Source organism: Algibacter sp. R77976 (assembly GCF_044594645.1).
Lineage (GTDB): Bacteria > Bacteroidota > Bacteroidia > Flavobacteriales > Flavobacteriaceae > Algibacter_B.
Window position 1 is genome coordinate 2049229 of sequence record NZ_CP138989.1, and the last position, 17329, is coordinate 2066557.

General features: G+C 33.0%; 12 protein-coding genes. 7 read left to right on the forward strand and 5 right to left on the reverse strand.

Annotated features, from left to right (window positions below):
• Positions 1 to 10 precede the first annotated feature (10 nt).
• The 5 genes from SJY43_RS09085 to SJY43_RS09105 all read left to right on the forward strand — a co-directional run bounded on the left by SJY43_RS09085 (position 11) and on the right by SJY43_RS09105 (position 5174).
• Entirely contained in the window at positions 11 to 895 is an 885-nt protein-coding gene (locus SJY43_RS09085) for a DUF6268 family outer membrane beta-barrel protein (protein WP_396600428.1), read from the forward strand.
• A 2-nt stretch (positions 896 to 897) separates the two neighbouring features.
• The gene (locus SJY43_RS09090) at positions 898 to 2061 is read left to right on the forward strand and encodes a sigma-54-dependent transcriptional regulator (protein ID WP_396600429.1); all 1164 of its coding nucleotides are present in this window, start codon (positions 898 to 900) and stop codon (positions 2059 to 2061) included.
• A 17-nt stretch (positions 2062 to 2078) separates the two neighbouring features.
• Entirely contained in the window at positions 2079 to 2936 is an 858-nt protein-coding gene (locus tag SJY43_RS09095; RefSeq protein ID WP_396600430.1) for a PPK2 family polyphosphate kinase, read from the forward strand.
• Positions 2937 to 3196: 260 nt separating this feature from the next.
• A complete protein-coding gene (locus SJY43_RS09100) occupies positions 3197 to 4600 on the forward strand; it encodes a M20/M25/M40 family metallo-hydrolase (RefSeq protein WP_396600431.1) in 1404 nt (467 codons plus the stop codon).
• A 19-nt stretch (positions 4601 to 4619) separates the two neighbouring features.
• Positions 4620 to 5174, forward strand: coding sequence for a hypothetical protein (locus SJY43_RS09105; protein WP_396600432.1), 555 nt, complete (start codon positions 4620 to 4622; stop codon positions 5172 to 5174).
• Between the two features lie 76 nt (positions 5175 to 5250).
• Here SJY43_RS09105 and SJY43_RS09110 read toward each other — a convergent pair whose 3' ends face one another.
• Together SJY43_RS09110 and lysA are read right to left on the reverse strand one after the other, a co-directional pair.
• Positions 5251 to 6189, reverse strand: coding sequence for a sterol desaturase family protein (locus tag SJY43_RS09110; RefSeq protein ID WP_396600433.1), 939 nt, complete (start codon positions 6187 to 6189; stop codon positions 5251 to 5253).
• A gap of 131 nt (positions 6190 to 6320) precedes the next feature.
• Positions 6321 to 7556: a diaminopimelate decarboxylase gene (gene lysA / locus SJY43_RS09115; protein ID WP_396600434.1), complete on the reverse strand. Its 1236-nt coding sequence runs from the start codon at positions 7554 to 7556 to the stop codon at positions 6321 to 6323.
• Positions 7557 to 7753: 197 nt separating this feature from the next.
• Between lysA and sucC the strand changes: the two genes are divergently transcribed.
• On the forward strand, positions 7754 to 8944 hold the full coding sequence (sucC, locus tag SJY43_RS09120) for an ADP-forming succinate--CoA ligase subunit beta (RefSeq protein WP_396600435.1): 1191 nt from the start codon (positions 7754 to 7756) through the stop codon (positions 8942 to 8944).
• A gap of 55 nt (positions 8945 to 8999) precedes the next feature.
• Here the strand turns inward: sucC and SJY43_RS09125 are convergent, their stop codons facing one another.
• Positions 9000 to 9260, reverse strand: a complete 261-nt coding sequence (locus tag SJY43_RS09125; protein WP_396600436.1) for a DUF1456 family protein — start codon at positions 9258 to 9260, stop codon at positions 9000 to 9002.
• A 379-nt stretch (positions 9261 to 9639) separates the two neighbouring features.
• Between SJY43_RS09125 and SJY43_RS09130 the strand changes: the two genes are divergently transcribed.
• Positions 9640 to 10053, forward strand: a complete 414-nt coding sequence (locus tag SJY43_RS09130) for a TerB family tellurite resistance protein (protein ID WP_396600437.1) — start codon at positions 9640 to 9642, stop codon at positions 10051 to 10053.
• A gap of 85 nt (positions 10054 to 10138) precedes the next feature.
• Here the strand turns inward: SJY43_RS09130 and uvrB are convergent, their stop codons facing one another.
• On the reverse strand, positions 10139 to 12142 hold the full coding sequence (gene uvrB, locus SJY43_RS09135; RefSeq protein WP_396600438.1) for an excinuclease ABC subunit UvrB: 2004 nt from the start codon (positions 12140 to 12142) through the stop codon (positions 10139 to 10141).
• Positions 12143 to 12169: 27 nt separating this feature from the next.
• Positions 12170 to 17326: a T9SS type B sorting domain-containing protein gene (locus SJY43_RS09140; RefSeq protein WP_396600439.1), complete on the reverse strand. Its 5157-nt coding sequence runs from the start codon at positions 17324 to 17326 to the stop codon at positions 12170 to 12172.
• Positions 17327 to 17329 lie beyond the last annotated feature (3 nt).

A 17329-nucleotide genomic window follows, 5' to 3' on the forward strand; every position in this document is an offset into this window, starting at 1 on the left:
TATAAGCAATATGATTAATAAAGATATAAGATTTGTATTTGTTTTATGCTTCTCTTTTGTTTGTAATTTATCAATAGCTCAATTAACAGATATTGCTCGTTTAGAATATTCATTTATTCCTCAAAGTAATTCTGAAGACCATTACACAAGATTAAAAGCACTTTTTAATTATCCAATTAAAGTTAAAGAAGATAATTATTTAATTTTAGGAGCCGAGTATAACCGTGTTTTTCTTAATCTAGAAGAAGAATACCCTTTTGATACATCTATTTTAAGGAGAATTCATGTTATTGATTTAAATATTGGTTACACTTTTAAATGGAATAAAGATTGGCGTTTTGGTGTAAAAATTAACCCTAGAATTGCTTCAACACTTTCCAGAAGATTAACATCTGAAGATTTTTTTATGAACGGAGGTGTCTTTTTTGTTAATGATAAATCTAAAGATAAAGGAATAAAACGTCCTTATCGCTTAATTTTAGGATTAACCTATAATGCTACTACAGGTATACCATTTCCGTTGCCATTTATAAGTTATTATAGACCTATTAATGAAAATTGGAGTTTTAATGCAGGTGTCCCAAAATCTAATTTAAAATATACATTTAATAAAAGTAATAATATGCAAGTCTTTGTGGGCTTAGATGGATATCTTGCTCACCTTCAAGACCCTGCCATTATAAATGGTGAAAAGATAGATCATATCTCATTATCTGTTGCTGTTGGAGGACTTGGGTATGAATATTGCTTTACTAAACATTTAGTAGCCTATATGTATACCGGTTATACATTTAGATTAAATAACGTGTTACGTAATAAAAATAGAGATGAAGTTTATAAATTAGATGATTTAAATGCATTTTATTTAAGAACAGGAATAAAATTTAAAATATAAGTATGTCGAAAATATTAGTAATAGAAGATGAAGCTGCGATTAGACGCGTGCTGGTAAAGATTCTTTCAGAAGAAAATGATGCCTATAAAGTTGATGAAGCTGAAGATGGTTTGTTAGGTATTGAGAAAATTAAAAATGAAGATTTCGATTTGGTACTTTGTGATATTAAAATGCCAAAAATGGATGGTGTTGAAGTGTTAGAAGCCATTAAGAAAATAAAACCTGAAACTCCAATAGTTATGATTTCTGGTCATGGTGATTTAGATACCGCTGTAAACACCATGCGTCTAGGGGCTTTTGATTATATCTCAAAACCGCCAGATTTAAACCGTTTATTGAATACCGTTAGAAATGCTTTAGATAGAAAAGAATTGGTTGTAGAAAACAAAATTCTGAAGAAAAAAGTAAGTAAGAAATATGAAATGATTGGCGAAAGCGATGCCATTTCTCAAATTAAAGACATTATTGATAAAGTAGCACCAACTGATGCTCGTGTATTAATTACAGGACCTAACGGAACAGGAAAAGAGTTAGTAGCACATTGGTTACACGAAAAAAGTTCAAGAGCTAAGGGCAATTTAATAGAAGTGAATTGTGCTGCAATACCTAGCGAGCTTATTGAAAGTGAATTGTTTGGGCATGTAAAAGGTGCATTTACAAGTGCCAATAAAGATAGAGCTGGTAAATTTGAAGCGGCAAACGGTGGTACTATTTTTCTAGATGAAATAGGAGACATGAGTCTTTCTGCTCAAGCTAAAGTTTTACGTGCGTTACAAGAAAGTAGAGTACAGCGTGTTGGTAGCGATAAAGATATTAAGGTTGATGTTCGCGTAGTTGCGGCAACAAATAAAAATTTAAAAAAGGAAATTGAAGAAGGTAGATTTCGTGAAGATTTATATCACAGATTAGCTGTAATTTTAATTAAAGTTCCGGCGTTAAACGATAGACGTGATGATATTCCTTTACTAGTAAAACACTTTTCTCAAAAAATTGCTAGTGAGCAAGGTACTGCTAAAAAAGGCTTTTCTGATAAAGCTATAAAACTACTTCAAGAATACGATTGGACTGGAAATATTAGAGAGCTCCGTAACGTTATAGAGCGCTTAATTATCCTAGGTGGTAGTGAGGTTAGTGAACAAGACGTAAAGCTATTCGCCTCAAAATAAATTTAAAAACATTACAAATGCAAACAGATCAATACAAAGTAACATCAAACATATCCTTAAAAAAATCAAAAACTAAAGTTGTAATTGACGATGCCGAAAAAGAACTTAAAAAAGTTAGAAAGCAATTAGGCAAGTTACAAGACACGATATATGCTCATGGAAAATATGCTGTATTAGTATGTCTTCAAGGTATGGATACTGCTGGGAAAGACAGTTTAATCCGCGAAGTTTTTAAAGATTTTAATGCTCGAGGTGTTGTGGTTCATAGTTTTAAAGTACCAACAGAATTAGAGTTAAAGCATGATTATTTATGGAGGCATTACATAGCACTTCCTGCTCGAGGAAAGTTTGGTGTTTTTAATAGAACCCACTACGAAAATGTGCTAGTAACTCGTGTACATCCTGGATATATAATGGGCGAGAATATTCCAGATGTTAATTCAGTAGACGATATAAATGAGGGCTTTTGGGATAAACGTTTCGAGCAAATAAATAATTTTGAGAAACATATCGCAGAAAGTGGAACTATTATTTTTAAATTCTTTTTAAACCTTTCAAAAGAAGAACAGAAAAGCAGACTTTTACGTCGTTTAAATAAGCAAGAGAAAAACTGGAAATTCTCTCCAGGCGATCTAAAAGAACGTAAGCTTTGGGACAAATATCAGGAGTGTTATGAAGATGCTATAAACAGAACATCAAAACCTCATGCGCCTTGGTATGCTATTCCTGCCGATGATAAGCCTTCTGCAAGATATATCGTAGCTAAAACCATGTTTGATGCTTTAAGCGCTTACACAGATATTGAAGAACCAGAGCTAGACGACGATATTAAAGCTAATATCGAACTATATAAGCAACAACTTAATAACGAATAGTTTTTGGGCGTCTTAATACGCTTTACTCATTAATATTATTATAAAGTTTGGTATTCGTGAATATAAATATTTCACTACTCGCTCCTCCTTTGTTGGGAGCTCAAGCATGCCGTACAATTGTTAACGCACATGCCGTATGTTATTAACACAAATTTAAAAGCCTGTTTAGTGTTCAACTTTTCAGAAATAGTATCTTTAAAAAAAATTAATGGTTTGTCATTCCTGAAAAAGCTGGAATCCACTTAATAAATTATAGACACATGAAAAGAATCCTTCTATTTTTAATATTAATTAGTTCATCAATTAGTTTTTCTCAAACTGATCAAGAAGTACTTAAAACCATTTATACGCAATCTTTAACCAACGGAAAAAGCTATGATTGGTTGAGCCATTTGTCTAATCAAATAGGAAGCAGGTTATCAGGATCTTTAGGAGCAGAAAGAGCGGTAGCGTACACAAAAGAAGAACTAGATAAATTAGGTTTAGATAAAGTTTGGTTACAACCAGTTATGGTGCCTAAATGGGTTCGTGGCGCAAAAGAATTTGCTTTTATTGAAACCAAACCTGGAAAAACTACCAATGTAAACATTTGTGCTTTAGGTGGCTCTGTAGCTACACCAGCCTTAGGTTTAAAAGCAGAAGTTGTTGAGGTTCAGAATTTCGAAGAATTAGAAGCGCTTGGAACAGAAAATATTAAAGGCAAAATAGTGTTTTATAATCGCCCAATGCAAGCCGATTTAATTCAAACCTTTGAAGCTTACGGTGGTTGCGTTAACCAACGTTACAAAGGAGCTGTTGAAGCAATAAAATTTGGTGCCGTTGGTGTAATAGTACGTTCTATGAATTTACGAATGGACGATTTACCGCATACAGGAAGTATGACATATGATAATTTACCTGTTGATAAACGCATTCCATCTGCTGCAATTAGTACTAACGATGCTGAGTTATTAAGTACCATGCTAAAGTTAGATAAGTCTATTAAATTTTACTTTAAGCAAAGTTGTAAACAGCTTAAAGATGTACAATCTTATAACGTTATTGGAGAAATTACTGGAAGCGAATTTCCAAATGAATATATGATTGTTGGCGGCCATTTAGATTCTTGGGATTTAGGAGATGGTTCGCATGATGATGGGGCAGGTGTTGTTCAATCCATGGATGTGTTGAGGTTGTTAAAAGAATCTGGAATTACACCAAAGCGCAGTATTCGGGTTGTTTTATTTATGAATGAAGAAAACGGATTACGTGGTGGTAAAAAATATGCGGCCATTGCAAAGCAAAAAAATGAAAACCATGTTTTTGCATTAGAGAGTGATTCAGGTGGTTTTACACCTCGTGGTTTTAGTTTCGATTGTACCGATGCTGCATTTAATCAAGTTTTAAGTTGGCAACAGTTATTCAAGCCTTACCTTATTCACTATTTTGAAAAAGGTGGAAGTGGAGCAGATGTTGGTCCTCTTAAAACAGAGTCGAATGTTTTAGCTGGTTTACGTCCAGATTCTCAGCGTTATTTTGATCATCATCATGCAAGTAATGATACGTTTGATGCTATTAATAAACGTGAGTTAGAGCTAGGCGCTGCAACTATGACATCATTAATCTATTTGTTTGATAAATATGGTGTGAATCCAATTTCAAATAAAGAAGCAATAAAAGATTAAAGTATTTTAGAAGCGACAAATGAAGAAATCAATTTTAATTTTAGCCTTAATTTTAACAACACGTATTATGGCACAAAGTGAAGACTCATTACCTTATTATCGAATACCAGATTATCCGGAAGCCTATACTCCGGGAACGGTTGCTTCTGGAATGGTTGATGGTTTGGGCTTTCGCTATTATTGGGCAACAGAAGGCTTGACTGAAAAAGATTTAATACATAAAGCAAGTGAGTCTGGTAGAACTAGTGCTGAAACTATTGAGCATATATACGGTTTATCTAAGTTTATTCGAAATAGTGTTTTAGACAAAAATAAAGACGAAAATAAGGCTGAAATGTCTTTTGAGGAAACGCGTAAACGCACTTTGCATAATTTCAAAATAGTTTCTGATGCTTTAAGAGATACAGAAAAATCATTTAATCTTGAAGATACTGAAGTTCCTTTTTGGAATATTATTAACGGACCTATTGCAGATGCTTTATGGCATTGCGGACAAGTAGTCATGTTACGGCGGGCGTCAGGAAATCCATTTAACTCAAAAGTTAGTGTGTTTAGAGGTACTGTAAAAGAGTAGTTTAAAAAGTTAACCTTCAAAAAAGGCGATAATTATTCAATAATTATCGCCTTTTTTAATAGATTTAGAATAATACTTATACTGTTCCTTCTTTTTTAGCAAGTTTGCGCAGTTGCTTTATAGTTAGGGTACTGCCGTCATGACTCCAGCCAGGTGCAGCAAAAGCATACATGAATTTATGATACCAGTTCTTGGATTTCTTCATATCGTTCCAAATATCTTTATATTCATGTGTTAATATTACTAATGGGTTGTACGAATTAGGCGCATGAGTTACACCATATTTAATCTCAATATTTTCGTCTAGTTCTTTCCAAGTACCAAACATTTTATCAAAAATATTTAAAAATCCACCATGGTTTTTGTCCATATACTCAAGGTTTTGAGCATGATGTACTTGGTGCATGGTGTGTGTATTCATAAATTTTTCTATAAATCCCATTTTGGGAATGTACACAGAGTGTAATTGAAATTGCCAAAGTGCTTCAATACCTAAACACACTACTAGCATTTCTGGCGGAAAACCTATAGCGGGTATCCACATATAGAAAAAAGGCTTGTAAAAAATAGTAAACCACCCGTTTCTAACGGCTGTGCCTAAATTAAAGTTATCTGATGAATGGTGAACAATATGCGCTGCCCATAAAAAACGGACATTGTGGTTTTGCCTGTGAAACCAATAATAACTAAAATCGTCTAATAATTGACAGATTAGCCAGATATACCAAGCATAACCAAACGATTCCCAGCCCATAATATTCATACGAACACCGTCTACTAACGGGTTAAATATTTCATAAACATAATTAAAAAGAACTATGGCAGCAATAGTTTTGGTAAGCGGTGCTAAAACGGCAGAACCTATGCCCATAGCAAGACTTGCCATTAAATCTTTATTATTGTAAAGTTCTTTACTTTTTTTGTCTTTTCTATGGTGTCTGCTATATGAAAATTCAAGAAGTATGAGTCCTAGAAAACAAGGTACACCATAAACGAGAGGGTTTGTAAAATCCATTAAAATTACTGTTTCTTCAAAAATAGGACGATTTTATTTGTAAATTGTAATAACATAGATTTTTTTCATAAAAAACCCCCTTTAAAACATAAGATAGTTTTAAAGAGGTCCTATTATTTTTAATTAAACGATTATTTGGCTAAAACAGGTGCTTTTTTAGAGCTAAAGTCAACTTCAACTTGATTGTTTAATATATCTTCAAAAGTTTCTCGTTTTCTAATTAAATGTGCCTTGTTATTATACCATAAAACTTCGGCAGGTCTGTATCGTGAATTATAATTACTTGCCATAGAGAAGCAATACGCACCAGCATTTTTAAAACTTAAAATATCACCTTCGTTAATTTCGTTTATACGTCTGTTATTTCCAAAGGTGTCAGTTTCACAAATATAGCCAACAACAGTATAAAAACGCTCTCTTCCTTTTGGGTTAGAAATATTTACAATATCATGATGAGATCCATAAAGCATAGGTCTTATTAAGTGATTAAACCCAGAGTCAACTTGAGCAAAAACTGTTGAAGTAGTTTGTTTTACAGCGTTTACTTTAGTTAAGAAACTACCAGATTCACTTACCAAAAATTTACCAGGTTCAAAAGCTAAGGTTAAATCTTTACCATAAGCTTTGCAAAACTCATTAAATCGTGCAGATAATTTTTTACCTAATTCTTCAATATTAGTTTCAATATCACCTTGCTTATAAGGTACTTTAAATCCTGATCCGAAATCAATAAAATCTAAATTTTTGAATTGTTTAGCGGTATCAAATAATATTTCACTAGCGTATAAAAATACTTCAATATCTAAAATATCACTTCCAGTATGCATATGAATACCGTTAATTGTCATTTCGGTATTTTCAACAATACGTAAAATATGAGGTATTTGATGAATTGAAATTCCAAATTTAGAATCTATATGACCAACAGAAATATTAGCGTTTCCCCCAGCCATTACATGAGGGTTAATACGAATACATACAGGAACTTTTGGATGTTTTGTACCAAACTGTTCTAATATAGATAAGTTATCAATATTTATTTTTACGCCTAATTTAGCAGCTTGTTCAATTTCATCTAAAGAAACACCATTTGGAGTGTAAATTATCTGATCTGGTGAGAAACCAGCGGCTAAGCCTAATTTAACTTCTTGTATAGAAACGGTATCAATACCAGAACCTAAAGATTTTAAAAGTTTTAGAATTGATATATTTGATAATGCCTTTACTGCATAATTAACTTTTAATTTCTTAACACCTTTAAAAGCAGATGTAAGTCTTTTGTATTGGTTTTCAATTTTTTCAGCATCATATACATATACTGGACTTCCAAAATCTTGTGCAATTTTAAGCAACTGATTATCTAACATGGTTTCATAATTTTTGTCAAAGATATTTCTTTGAATTAAATAAAAAATAAAAAATTAAAAAATAAATCAAATTAAACATTTTGTTAATTATTTAACATTTGTTTGGTGTTATTTGATAATAGAAGTTTTCATAAAATATTATTAGGGTAAGTAATCGCTATTATTTACATTTGTGTTTCTTAAAACAGAAGGATATTATGAATTTACACGAATACCAAGGTAAAGAAATATTAAATAGTTTTGGCGTACGTATCCAACGTGGTATTGTTGCTCAAAATGCACAAGAGGCAGTAGCAGCTGCAAAACAATTAACTAGTGAGACAGGTACAAGCTGGCACGTTATTAAAGCACAAGTACATGCTGGAGGGCGTGGAAAAGGCGGTGGAGTTAAACTTGCTAAAAATTTAAAAGAAGTTGAAGACATAGCTGGACAGATAATAGGCATGGATTTGGTTACACCTCAAACTTCTGCTGAAGGTAAACGTGTACATCAAGTTTTGGTTGCTGAAGACGTATATTATCCAGGAGAAACTGAAACTAGTGAGTTTTATGTATCCGTTTTATTAAATAGAGGTACTGGACGTAACATGATTATGTATTCTACTGAAGGTGGAATGGATATTGAAACTGTTGCAGAAGAAACACCGCATTTAATTTTTACAGAAGAGATTGATCCTGCTGTTGGTTTATTACCATTTCAAGCAAGACGTGTTGCTTTTAATTTAGGGTTATCTGGTTTAGCGTTTAAAGAAATGACAAAGTTTGTTACGAATCTTTATACGGCTTATGTAAAATCTGATTCTTCTTTATTTGAGATTAACCCGGTTTTAAAAACAAGTGATAATTTAATTATGGCTGTTGATGCTAAAGTTACTATTGATGATAACGCATTGTATAGACATAAAAATTATGTTGATTTACGTGATGTACGTGAAGAGAGCGCTATTGAGGTTGAAGCTGGAGAACTTGGTTTAAATTATGTTGATCTGGAAGGTAACGTTGGATGTATGGTTAACGGAGCAGGTTTAGCAATGGCAACTATGGATTTAATTAAGCAAGCCGGTGGAGAACCAGCTAACTTTTTAGATGTTGGTGGAACTGCTGATGCGGCTCGTGTTGAAGCAGCATTTAAAATTATATTAAAAGACCCTGCTGTAAAAGCAATTCTTATAAACATATTTGGAGGTATTGTGCGTTGTGATCGTGTTGCACAAGGTGTTATTGACGCTTATAAAAACATGGGAACTATAAATGTGCCAATTATTGTACGTTTACAAGGTACAAATGCAGATATCGCTAAAGAGTTAATTGATAACTCTGGATTAGATGTTATGAGTGCTACTGAATTTCAAGAAGCTGCTGATAAAGTACAACAAGTATTATCTTAAAAGCCCATATGCTAAATTAGTTTTAGCATATCTATTATATAAAAAAGAGCAACAATTAATTGTTGCTCTTTTTTTGTGCTGTCTTTTCTCCTTTTTTTGGCATTGGTCCTCTAAGATGAATTACAAGTCCGTTTAAAAAATTACGAAGTATTTGATCGCCACATTCCATATACTTAGGATGATCTTCTCTTCTAAAAAAAGCTCCTAGTTCACTTTTAGATATTCTAAAGTCTACAAGCTCTAAAATCTTTACAATATCATCATCACGTAATTTAAGAGCGACTCTTAATTTTTTTAATATATCATTATTTGTCATAGTTCTTCTTTAATGCCTTTAAGTGTATGTATTTCATCGATTTTGATTCTTAACATTATCAAAACTAACGTTTAATAAGTTTCTGCAAAGATACCTTAAAAGTTGAAATTCTAAATAGAAAAAAAGTTTAAACAAAAAATATGTAAAATATTGAAATACAGCATGTTAATAGTGTTTTTGATTAGCGTATTATTTGGCTTTAAAAAGATAAAGCGTTAATTTTTTAGTTTAAAAAAATCAAATTTTTGATGAAGTATATAAAAACCACGACTAAATACGTACCGTTTTTCGATAAGTTACATTATATCCACGATTATTAATGGACTACTTCTGTGTAACTTTATAGTGTAATTAATTGATCCCTAAGAAATCCCTAAAAATGGTAAATAGAGTAGAAAAATTAAGCCTTCTGTCAGAAATGATAGCTTTTGCGAAATATGATAAAGACATAAGACGTATAGAGTATAACTTCTTGTTAGGAGTAGCTAAGCAGTTGGATATATCTCGTGAAGATTTTGAGTATTTATTAGAAAACCCAATAACTTATACGCATTTAAAATCCCATAGTGAACGCATTGTTCAGTTTCATAGATTAGTATTGTTAATGAATATTGAACAAGAAGGTAATGAAGATAATAATTCGCCAGGCGTTATAAAGTTATATAACTTTGGATTAAGAATGGGTTTAAGCCATGAGTCTATTACTAAGGTATTATATTTAATGGAAAGTTTTCCTAATAAAATAGTACCGCCAGATGTTTTGATTGATATTTTTAAAACACAATATAATTAAATCTCTCTTTTCAGATTATTCTGAAAAACATAAATAATAGTGTTGATTATAATTTACAAAAGTAAATTATCGAAAAGCTAAAGGTTTATTCCTTTAGCTTTTCTAATTTCTGTTGGTAACTCTTTATTTCATCACGAAGTTTTGCTGCCACAATAAAGTCTAATGCTTTTGCTGCTTCCTCCATAAGTTTTCGTCGTTCTCGAATTTTCTTTTCTAGTTCTGGTTTACTTAAATACTCACTTTCAGGTTCTGCAGCTTTTAAGGCTTCTAATTCATAACTATACGTGCTAATTGAGTTTTTTGTTAACGCATTGTCCAAACTTTTATTTAAGGCTTTTGGAACCAAATTGTGTTTGGTGTTATACGCTATTTGTTTTTCACGTCTGTATTCAGTTTCATCAATGGTTTTTTGCATGCTTTTTGTAATTTTATCAGCATACATAATAGCTTTACCATTTAAGTTTCTAGCTGCTCTTCCAACGGTTTGGGTAAGAGAACGTGCAGAACGTAAAAAACCTTCTTTATCGGCATCTAAAATGGCTACAAGCGACACTTCTGGCAGGTCTAAACCTTCACGAAGTAAATTTACACCAACCAATACGTCAAATAGACCTTTTCGTAAATCTTGCATAATTTCAACGCGCTCTAAAGTATCAACATCACTATGAATATAGCGACAGCGAATTTGAATTCTATCGAGATATTTAGTTAGCTCTTCTGCCATACGTTTGGTAAGAGTAGTTACTAAAATACGTTCGTCTTTTTCAATTCGTAGTTGAATTTCTTCAATTAAATCGTCAATTTGATTTAAACTAGGGCGAATTTCTATAATTGGATCTAATAAACCTGTTGGGCGAATAACTTGTTCCACATATACGCCATCGGTTTTTTGTAATTCGTAATCTGCAGGTGTCGCACTTACATAAATAACTTGATTTTGAATCGCTTCAAATTCTTCAAATTTTAAGGGACGGTTGTCCATTGCTGCTGGTAATCTAAAACCGTAATCTACCAAGTTTTCTTTTCTGCTTCTATCGCCACCATACATGGCATGAACTTGGGAAATGGTAACATGACTTTCATCAACAACCATTAAATAGTCATCTGGGAAATAATCCAATAAACAGAAAGGGCGTGTTCCAGGTTGTCTGCGATCTAAATAGCGCGAATAGTTTTCAATACCAGAACAATAGCCCAATTCACGTATCATTTCTAAATCGAACTCTGTACGTTCTTTAAGGCGTTTTGCTTCTAGGTGTTTGCCAATCTCTTTAAAATAATCATGTTGTTTAACTAAATCATCTTGAATCTCTGTTATGGCTCCTTGCAATACATCGGGTGAAGTAACAAACATGTTTGCAGGATATATAGTAAGTTGGTCGTATTTTTCAACAACTTGATTGGTTTGAATATTAAAAGATTCTATGTCTTCAATTTCATCTCCAAAAAAGTGGATTCTAAAAGCATCATCTGCATAACTCGGAAAAATATCTACAGTATCTCCTTTAATTCTGAAATTTCCGTGTTTAAAATCTGCTTCAGTTCTTGAGTATAAACTTTGAACTAATTGATGTAAAAGTTTTGTTCTTGAAATAACCTGATCTCTTTCTAGAGCAATAACATTTTTTTGAAACTCAATCGGGTTTCCAATACCATATATACAAGATACCGATGCAATTACAAGTACATCACGACGTCCAGAAAGAAGAGAAGATGTCGCGCTTAGTCGCATCTTTTCAATTTCTTCATTTATGGATAAATCTTTTTCTATATACACTCCAGAAACAGGAATGTAGGCTTCTGGTTGGTAATAGTCGTAATAGGAAACAAAATATTCAACAGCGTTATTAGGAAAAAACTGTTTAAACTCAGAGTATAATTGAGCTGCTAAAGTTTTATTATGTGCTAAAACTAAGGTTGGTTTTTGAACTTCTTCAATTACATTTGCCACAGTAAAGGTTTTTCCAGAACCTGTTACACCGAGTAGGGTTTGGTATTTTTCGTCTGAATTAATACCATTAACAAGTTGTTTTATAGCCTGAGGCTGATCGCCAGTAGGATTAAATTCCGATTCTATTTTAAACTGCATTCTACAAAATTACGTAAAATATAAGTGCTATCGTTTTAAAGTGAAATGACCTGAAAATTGCCTGCCATCTTCTAGGAAAACTTTAAACCAATAATCGTTAGTAGATAATATGTTTCCGTTAAATGTGCCATCCCATCCGGCATCTTGTACTAAAAGCTGTTTTATTAATTTGCCATAACGATCAAAAATTAAAACGGTGGTGTTTGGCTGGGTGTTTTCATTCACACCTAATATTTTCCATAAATCATTAATTCCATCTCCATTAGGAGTAAAATATTTAGGAAAGCCAATAACAGATATGTTTAATGTTGAAACACCACAGATATCATCTTTGACATGTATAGTGTAAAAACCGGGTCTTACATTATTAAAAACAGGTTCTGATTGGTAATTAATAAAAGTAGACTCCTCTTCTTGAAGGGCATATTCGTAATTACCCATTCCTAAATTAGTTGTATCAATAGTAACCGAGTTGTTTTCAGAAAGATCAACTATTGTAACGTCTTCTTGGTTTATAGTTGCTTGCTCTGAAGCATCCACAAAAATAGTTCTTATTCTTGAACAGCCTGTTCCGTTTGTTTTGGTTAATGTGATACTATACGTTCCCGGAGTTGAAACCGAAATAGTTCTTTCGTTGGATACAAATTGGTTGGTTGTTGTTTCATCTAAACTTGTCCAGAGCCACTCATAATCATAAGTGTCAAACGAACTGGTTTCAAAAGGTTCTAAATCAATTGAAAATGTTGGATCTGATGAACAAACAAGTCTTGGAGTTTCAACTGTGAATTCTGGTATTGGGTTCACAACTAAATTAATAGTTGTGGTTGCAACACAGGTTGTATTGATAGGGTTTATAACTTCAACAGAAATAGTTTGATTTTCTGAGATAAGCGGATTAGGTAAACTGGTTTGATCAATTAGTAAAACGCCATTTTCGTCTGTATAATCATAGTAAATTTCCATGCCATTTTGAGCGCCTAAAATGGTACTTGTAAATGCAGAGGTATTAAAAGGGTAGTAACCATCGTCATCTATGTCTCCAGCATCTCCATCGCATACAATTTGATCTGGAATTGTATTTGCAAAAGGTTGCTCATCGACTGTAAATGTTAAAGTAGTTTCATAATAACATGGGCCATCTGGAGCCAAAGTTGTATTATTTGTAACTCGAATCGTTATCGTTTGTGTTTCTGTTGAAAATGGATTTGGTAACGGACTTGGTAATGCTGTTCCCATTTCATCAAAATAAGTTATGGTAAAATCACTAGGGTTTTGAGTTCCTAATACATCACTTTCAATTTGAGAGGTGTCAAAAGGGTAAATGCCATCATCGTCGTCATCACATTGTCTGTCAACAGTTACAGTATTTGCCTCAGGTAAAGCTTCTACATTTAGTAAAATATAAGCTCCTAAACCTAAACAATCGTTAGATATGGCACTATCAATTCTTACATATATAAATTGAGTATGGGGATAACCAATATTTCTATAATTTGAAGGGTCTGTAATTTCATTGATTTCCGCTAAAGCATCTGCTTCATTTCTATAATAACGTGGTGGTAGAATAGTTTGTCCCACAGGAATGAAATTAATTATAGCAGCAGAAACACTACTGAAATCAAAGGTTGAAATACCATCTCTATCATCATTATTTGAATTGTTATCGCCATTAATATCAAGAAAGTCATCACATTGATTAAATGTTTCGAGAAAAGTTGGAGGTATTACTGTAGTTGAAACATTGAGTTGAATTTCGGCTGTTGATGCACATCCTAGTTGAGATTCTATTCGTGCCCAAACCACATCGGAACTTATAGTTCTATTCTCAAAAGTTGTTGGATTATTGACATAATCAGGGCTAGTCGTATCTCCAGAAATAGCTCCGGCTTGTGTTACATAATATGAGAATGATTCATTTGCCGCGTTAGTTGAAATCTCATTATTAGCTTCAGTTAAATTAAAAGGACTAAAACCCAATGTTGTTAGATCGTCATCATCACATTGAATCAAAACTACCGGTGAGTTTACTATAGGCAAGGGGTTTACAGTAAGTTCAACTACATTGGAATATAAGCCACACGTATTACCATTTCTATCTAATCGAACTCGATAATCATATGTGTTATATGCTAATGGTGTATTTGTAATATTTAGATTTGCTGTTTGCGATCCATTATAAAAAGCATCATCCACAACCGTTAACCAGTTAACACCATCGTCAATACTAAATTCCCAATGATAGTCTTCCGTTTCATCTGAAACTATAGATAGTGTCGTATTGGATGTTTCACAGACGGTAGTATTTATAGGTTGCGTTGTAATAGTTAAAGGGGCATAATTTAGATAGTCTGCATCAGGTATCGTATAACCATCACTAGCATTATTAACTAAGCCAGAAGTGTTTGTAGTTGCTAATGCATCTCCTAAAACAGCATCACCATTTCCATCGGAAAAGCCAGCTTCAATAACATCGCTACAGCCATCACCATCACTATCTAAATCTAAATAAGAAAAGATGCCATCATTGTCTAAATCATTTAAAATATAGCCAATTTCATTACTATCTGGTGCAGTTTCAGCGTTATCTGTCCAACCATTTACCCCAAAATTTGGGCTGTCATCAATACCGTTTAAATCGGTATCCGATAATGTTCCTAATTGGCCTGTTTCAATTAAATCGTAAATACCATCGTTATCACTATCTAGATCATAAAAGTCTAATGTGGTATCGTTATCACTATCGATCGGTAAAGCCGAAATATCAAAAATATCATCTAAACCATTTAAGTCTGCATCAATAAAGGATAAAGTAACAAGTGTCCCTTGATTTTCAATAATATCAGGAATACCATCATTATCACTATCTAAATCAAAGGCATCTTTTATGCTGTCTAAATCATTATCTTTCTTAAAACATGTAAGCGATATGTTTCCAGTAAAGCTTGAATCAGATGTTGTATTTTCAAGATGATGTATAAATGAAAAACCATCAACTTGGTTTGCTAAAAATTCATAAGGTGTCGATCCAGAAGGTGTCGGGTTGATTTTAAAATGGATTTCGGATCCTGACATTGTAGTTATTCCTGTTTCAAAAACACCATCGAAATTAGAATCTATTAATAGTCTATCATCGGGGTCTATAAGTGTAATGTTTTTATTTACTGGTAATACTTTTGCAATAAAGAATTCACCATCAACACTTGTATGTGTAACAGAAATATCTTCTAGAAACTTAACATTAACAGGTTCTGTAAATGATAATGTATATGTATTGTCTCCACTTGTAGTTGCTGGGATGGAGCTTATTATGTTTCCTACACTTGTTAGCCTTACTGTACTTGTGCCAGCCGTAGAGCGATTTATTACTGTATTATTAGCAGACAAAGTGGTATTCATCGTTTCATCTTGAAATCTAAGTATAGGAGGTCTTGTGTCCGATAAGTCCATAACTACATCGCCTCGAGATTCGGTACAATTTAAAATGCCGTCATTATCATTGTCAATATCAATATTATCAATAATGCCATCATTATCTCTATCATCAGGGCATACACTTATAGGTATCTCTACAGATTCCAAAGGGACTCCCGTGCAAGTAATTATTCCTATTAATTTATATTTTCCTGGATTAGTTGGTGTTATAAAGGGAACGTTTGACGCTACAATATTAAATCCTGTACCATCATCAAACCACCATTCATAACTGTCAAAATTTTGAGTATTTGCAGCTTCTAGGGTTATATTAGGAATGCAGTTTCCTAAGGTCGCAAATTGAGCATCAAAATTTATTTCAGGAGGAGAAGGGAATCCAGAATAGAAACTACCAGATGTTGCAGAACCATTATAATTAAAATAGGCGCAATACAATTCATCATCACTTTGAATAGCTATATTTCCATTAAGACCTGTTACTTTATAAGTAATATAGTCTGGTTTTCCATCGACTGGGTTAGGAGTAACCCCAATAGGATTACCATTTATAGTTACAGTTGCTCCAACCTTTGTTACAACCGTTACACCTCCAGAATAATTGGTGTTACCAATTTTATTAATATTTGCAATATTATCTAGGTTTCCACGTGTTTCACAACTTAACGGGGGTACAAAAAAGAGACCTTGGTTGGCTTCGCTAGGGGAGCCATTATTTCCAAGTCCGCCAACGCCTTGATATGCAAAAACAGGTTGAGATGTTTCTACATACATATTATCATTGTTACTATATTGGTTACCTTCAATTACATAATAATCGCCAGCATTTATAGTTGTAATAGCTGCATTACCATTAATGCTTATTGAAGTATTATTAGAATGCGCAACAATTAAAATGTTTTCCCAAGCATCGTTTCCATCGCCTTTTACAAAAATGTATTCTGTTCCAATTTTTGATGCTCCAACTATTTGGTCGATACCATAATCTCTACCATTACCCGTTCCAAAACTCCCGTTTGTTGATCCGCAATTAACTACAATAGGTTTGTCTGACTGAACTAAACAACCAATTAATCCATCTTGGTTTATTGTTGCATCTGCAGCATTTATTGCTAGCGTATAACTTTCGCCTTCGTTTAAAGTCGTGTTTACTGGTGTTGCACCTGTGTAATTTTTTATTATTAATCCAGCAGGAAGATTACTAAAGTTAACTTGTGTATTGTCTTCAGTAGCCATTACCGAAACAAAATTCAAGTAATTTTCTTGAGGGTTACCGTTGGTGTAGCTACCAATTCTAAAAGTTGTACCAAGTGCGGAAGCTCCTTTACTAACTAGTGCTCCAGCCTGAGCACCTCCACCAGCATTCATTCTTACTGATACGTAAATGGGGGCTTCAGCTTCAATAATATACCCTCTATCATTTGTTACAACACTAGATTCTGTAGATGGTATAAATAGTTGACCATTACCTGTTCCAATTGAAATTTCTTGTGGTGTTACATTTGAGAGTGAACCTGTAATATAGCTTGCTATTGGTTGCCCAACAGGAATAATTGTATACGAAATATTAGAATTACTGGGTGTTGATAGGTAAATATATTGATCTTCTGCATTAGCATTACCAGTTGAAGCACTTGTTAAAGGCGGGATAAAGTGTTTTTTACTTAATTGAGAATGCCCGTTGAAACTAAACGCGATACATATAATGATTAATATAAATTTTAGAGAATGCTTTTTAGCTATTATATTAAACATAAG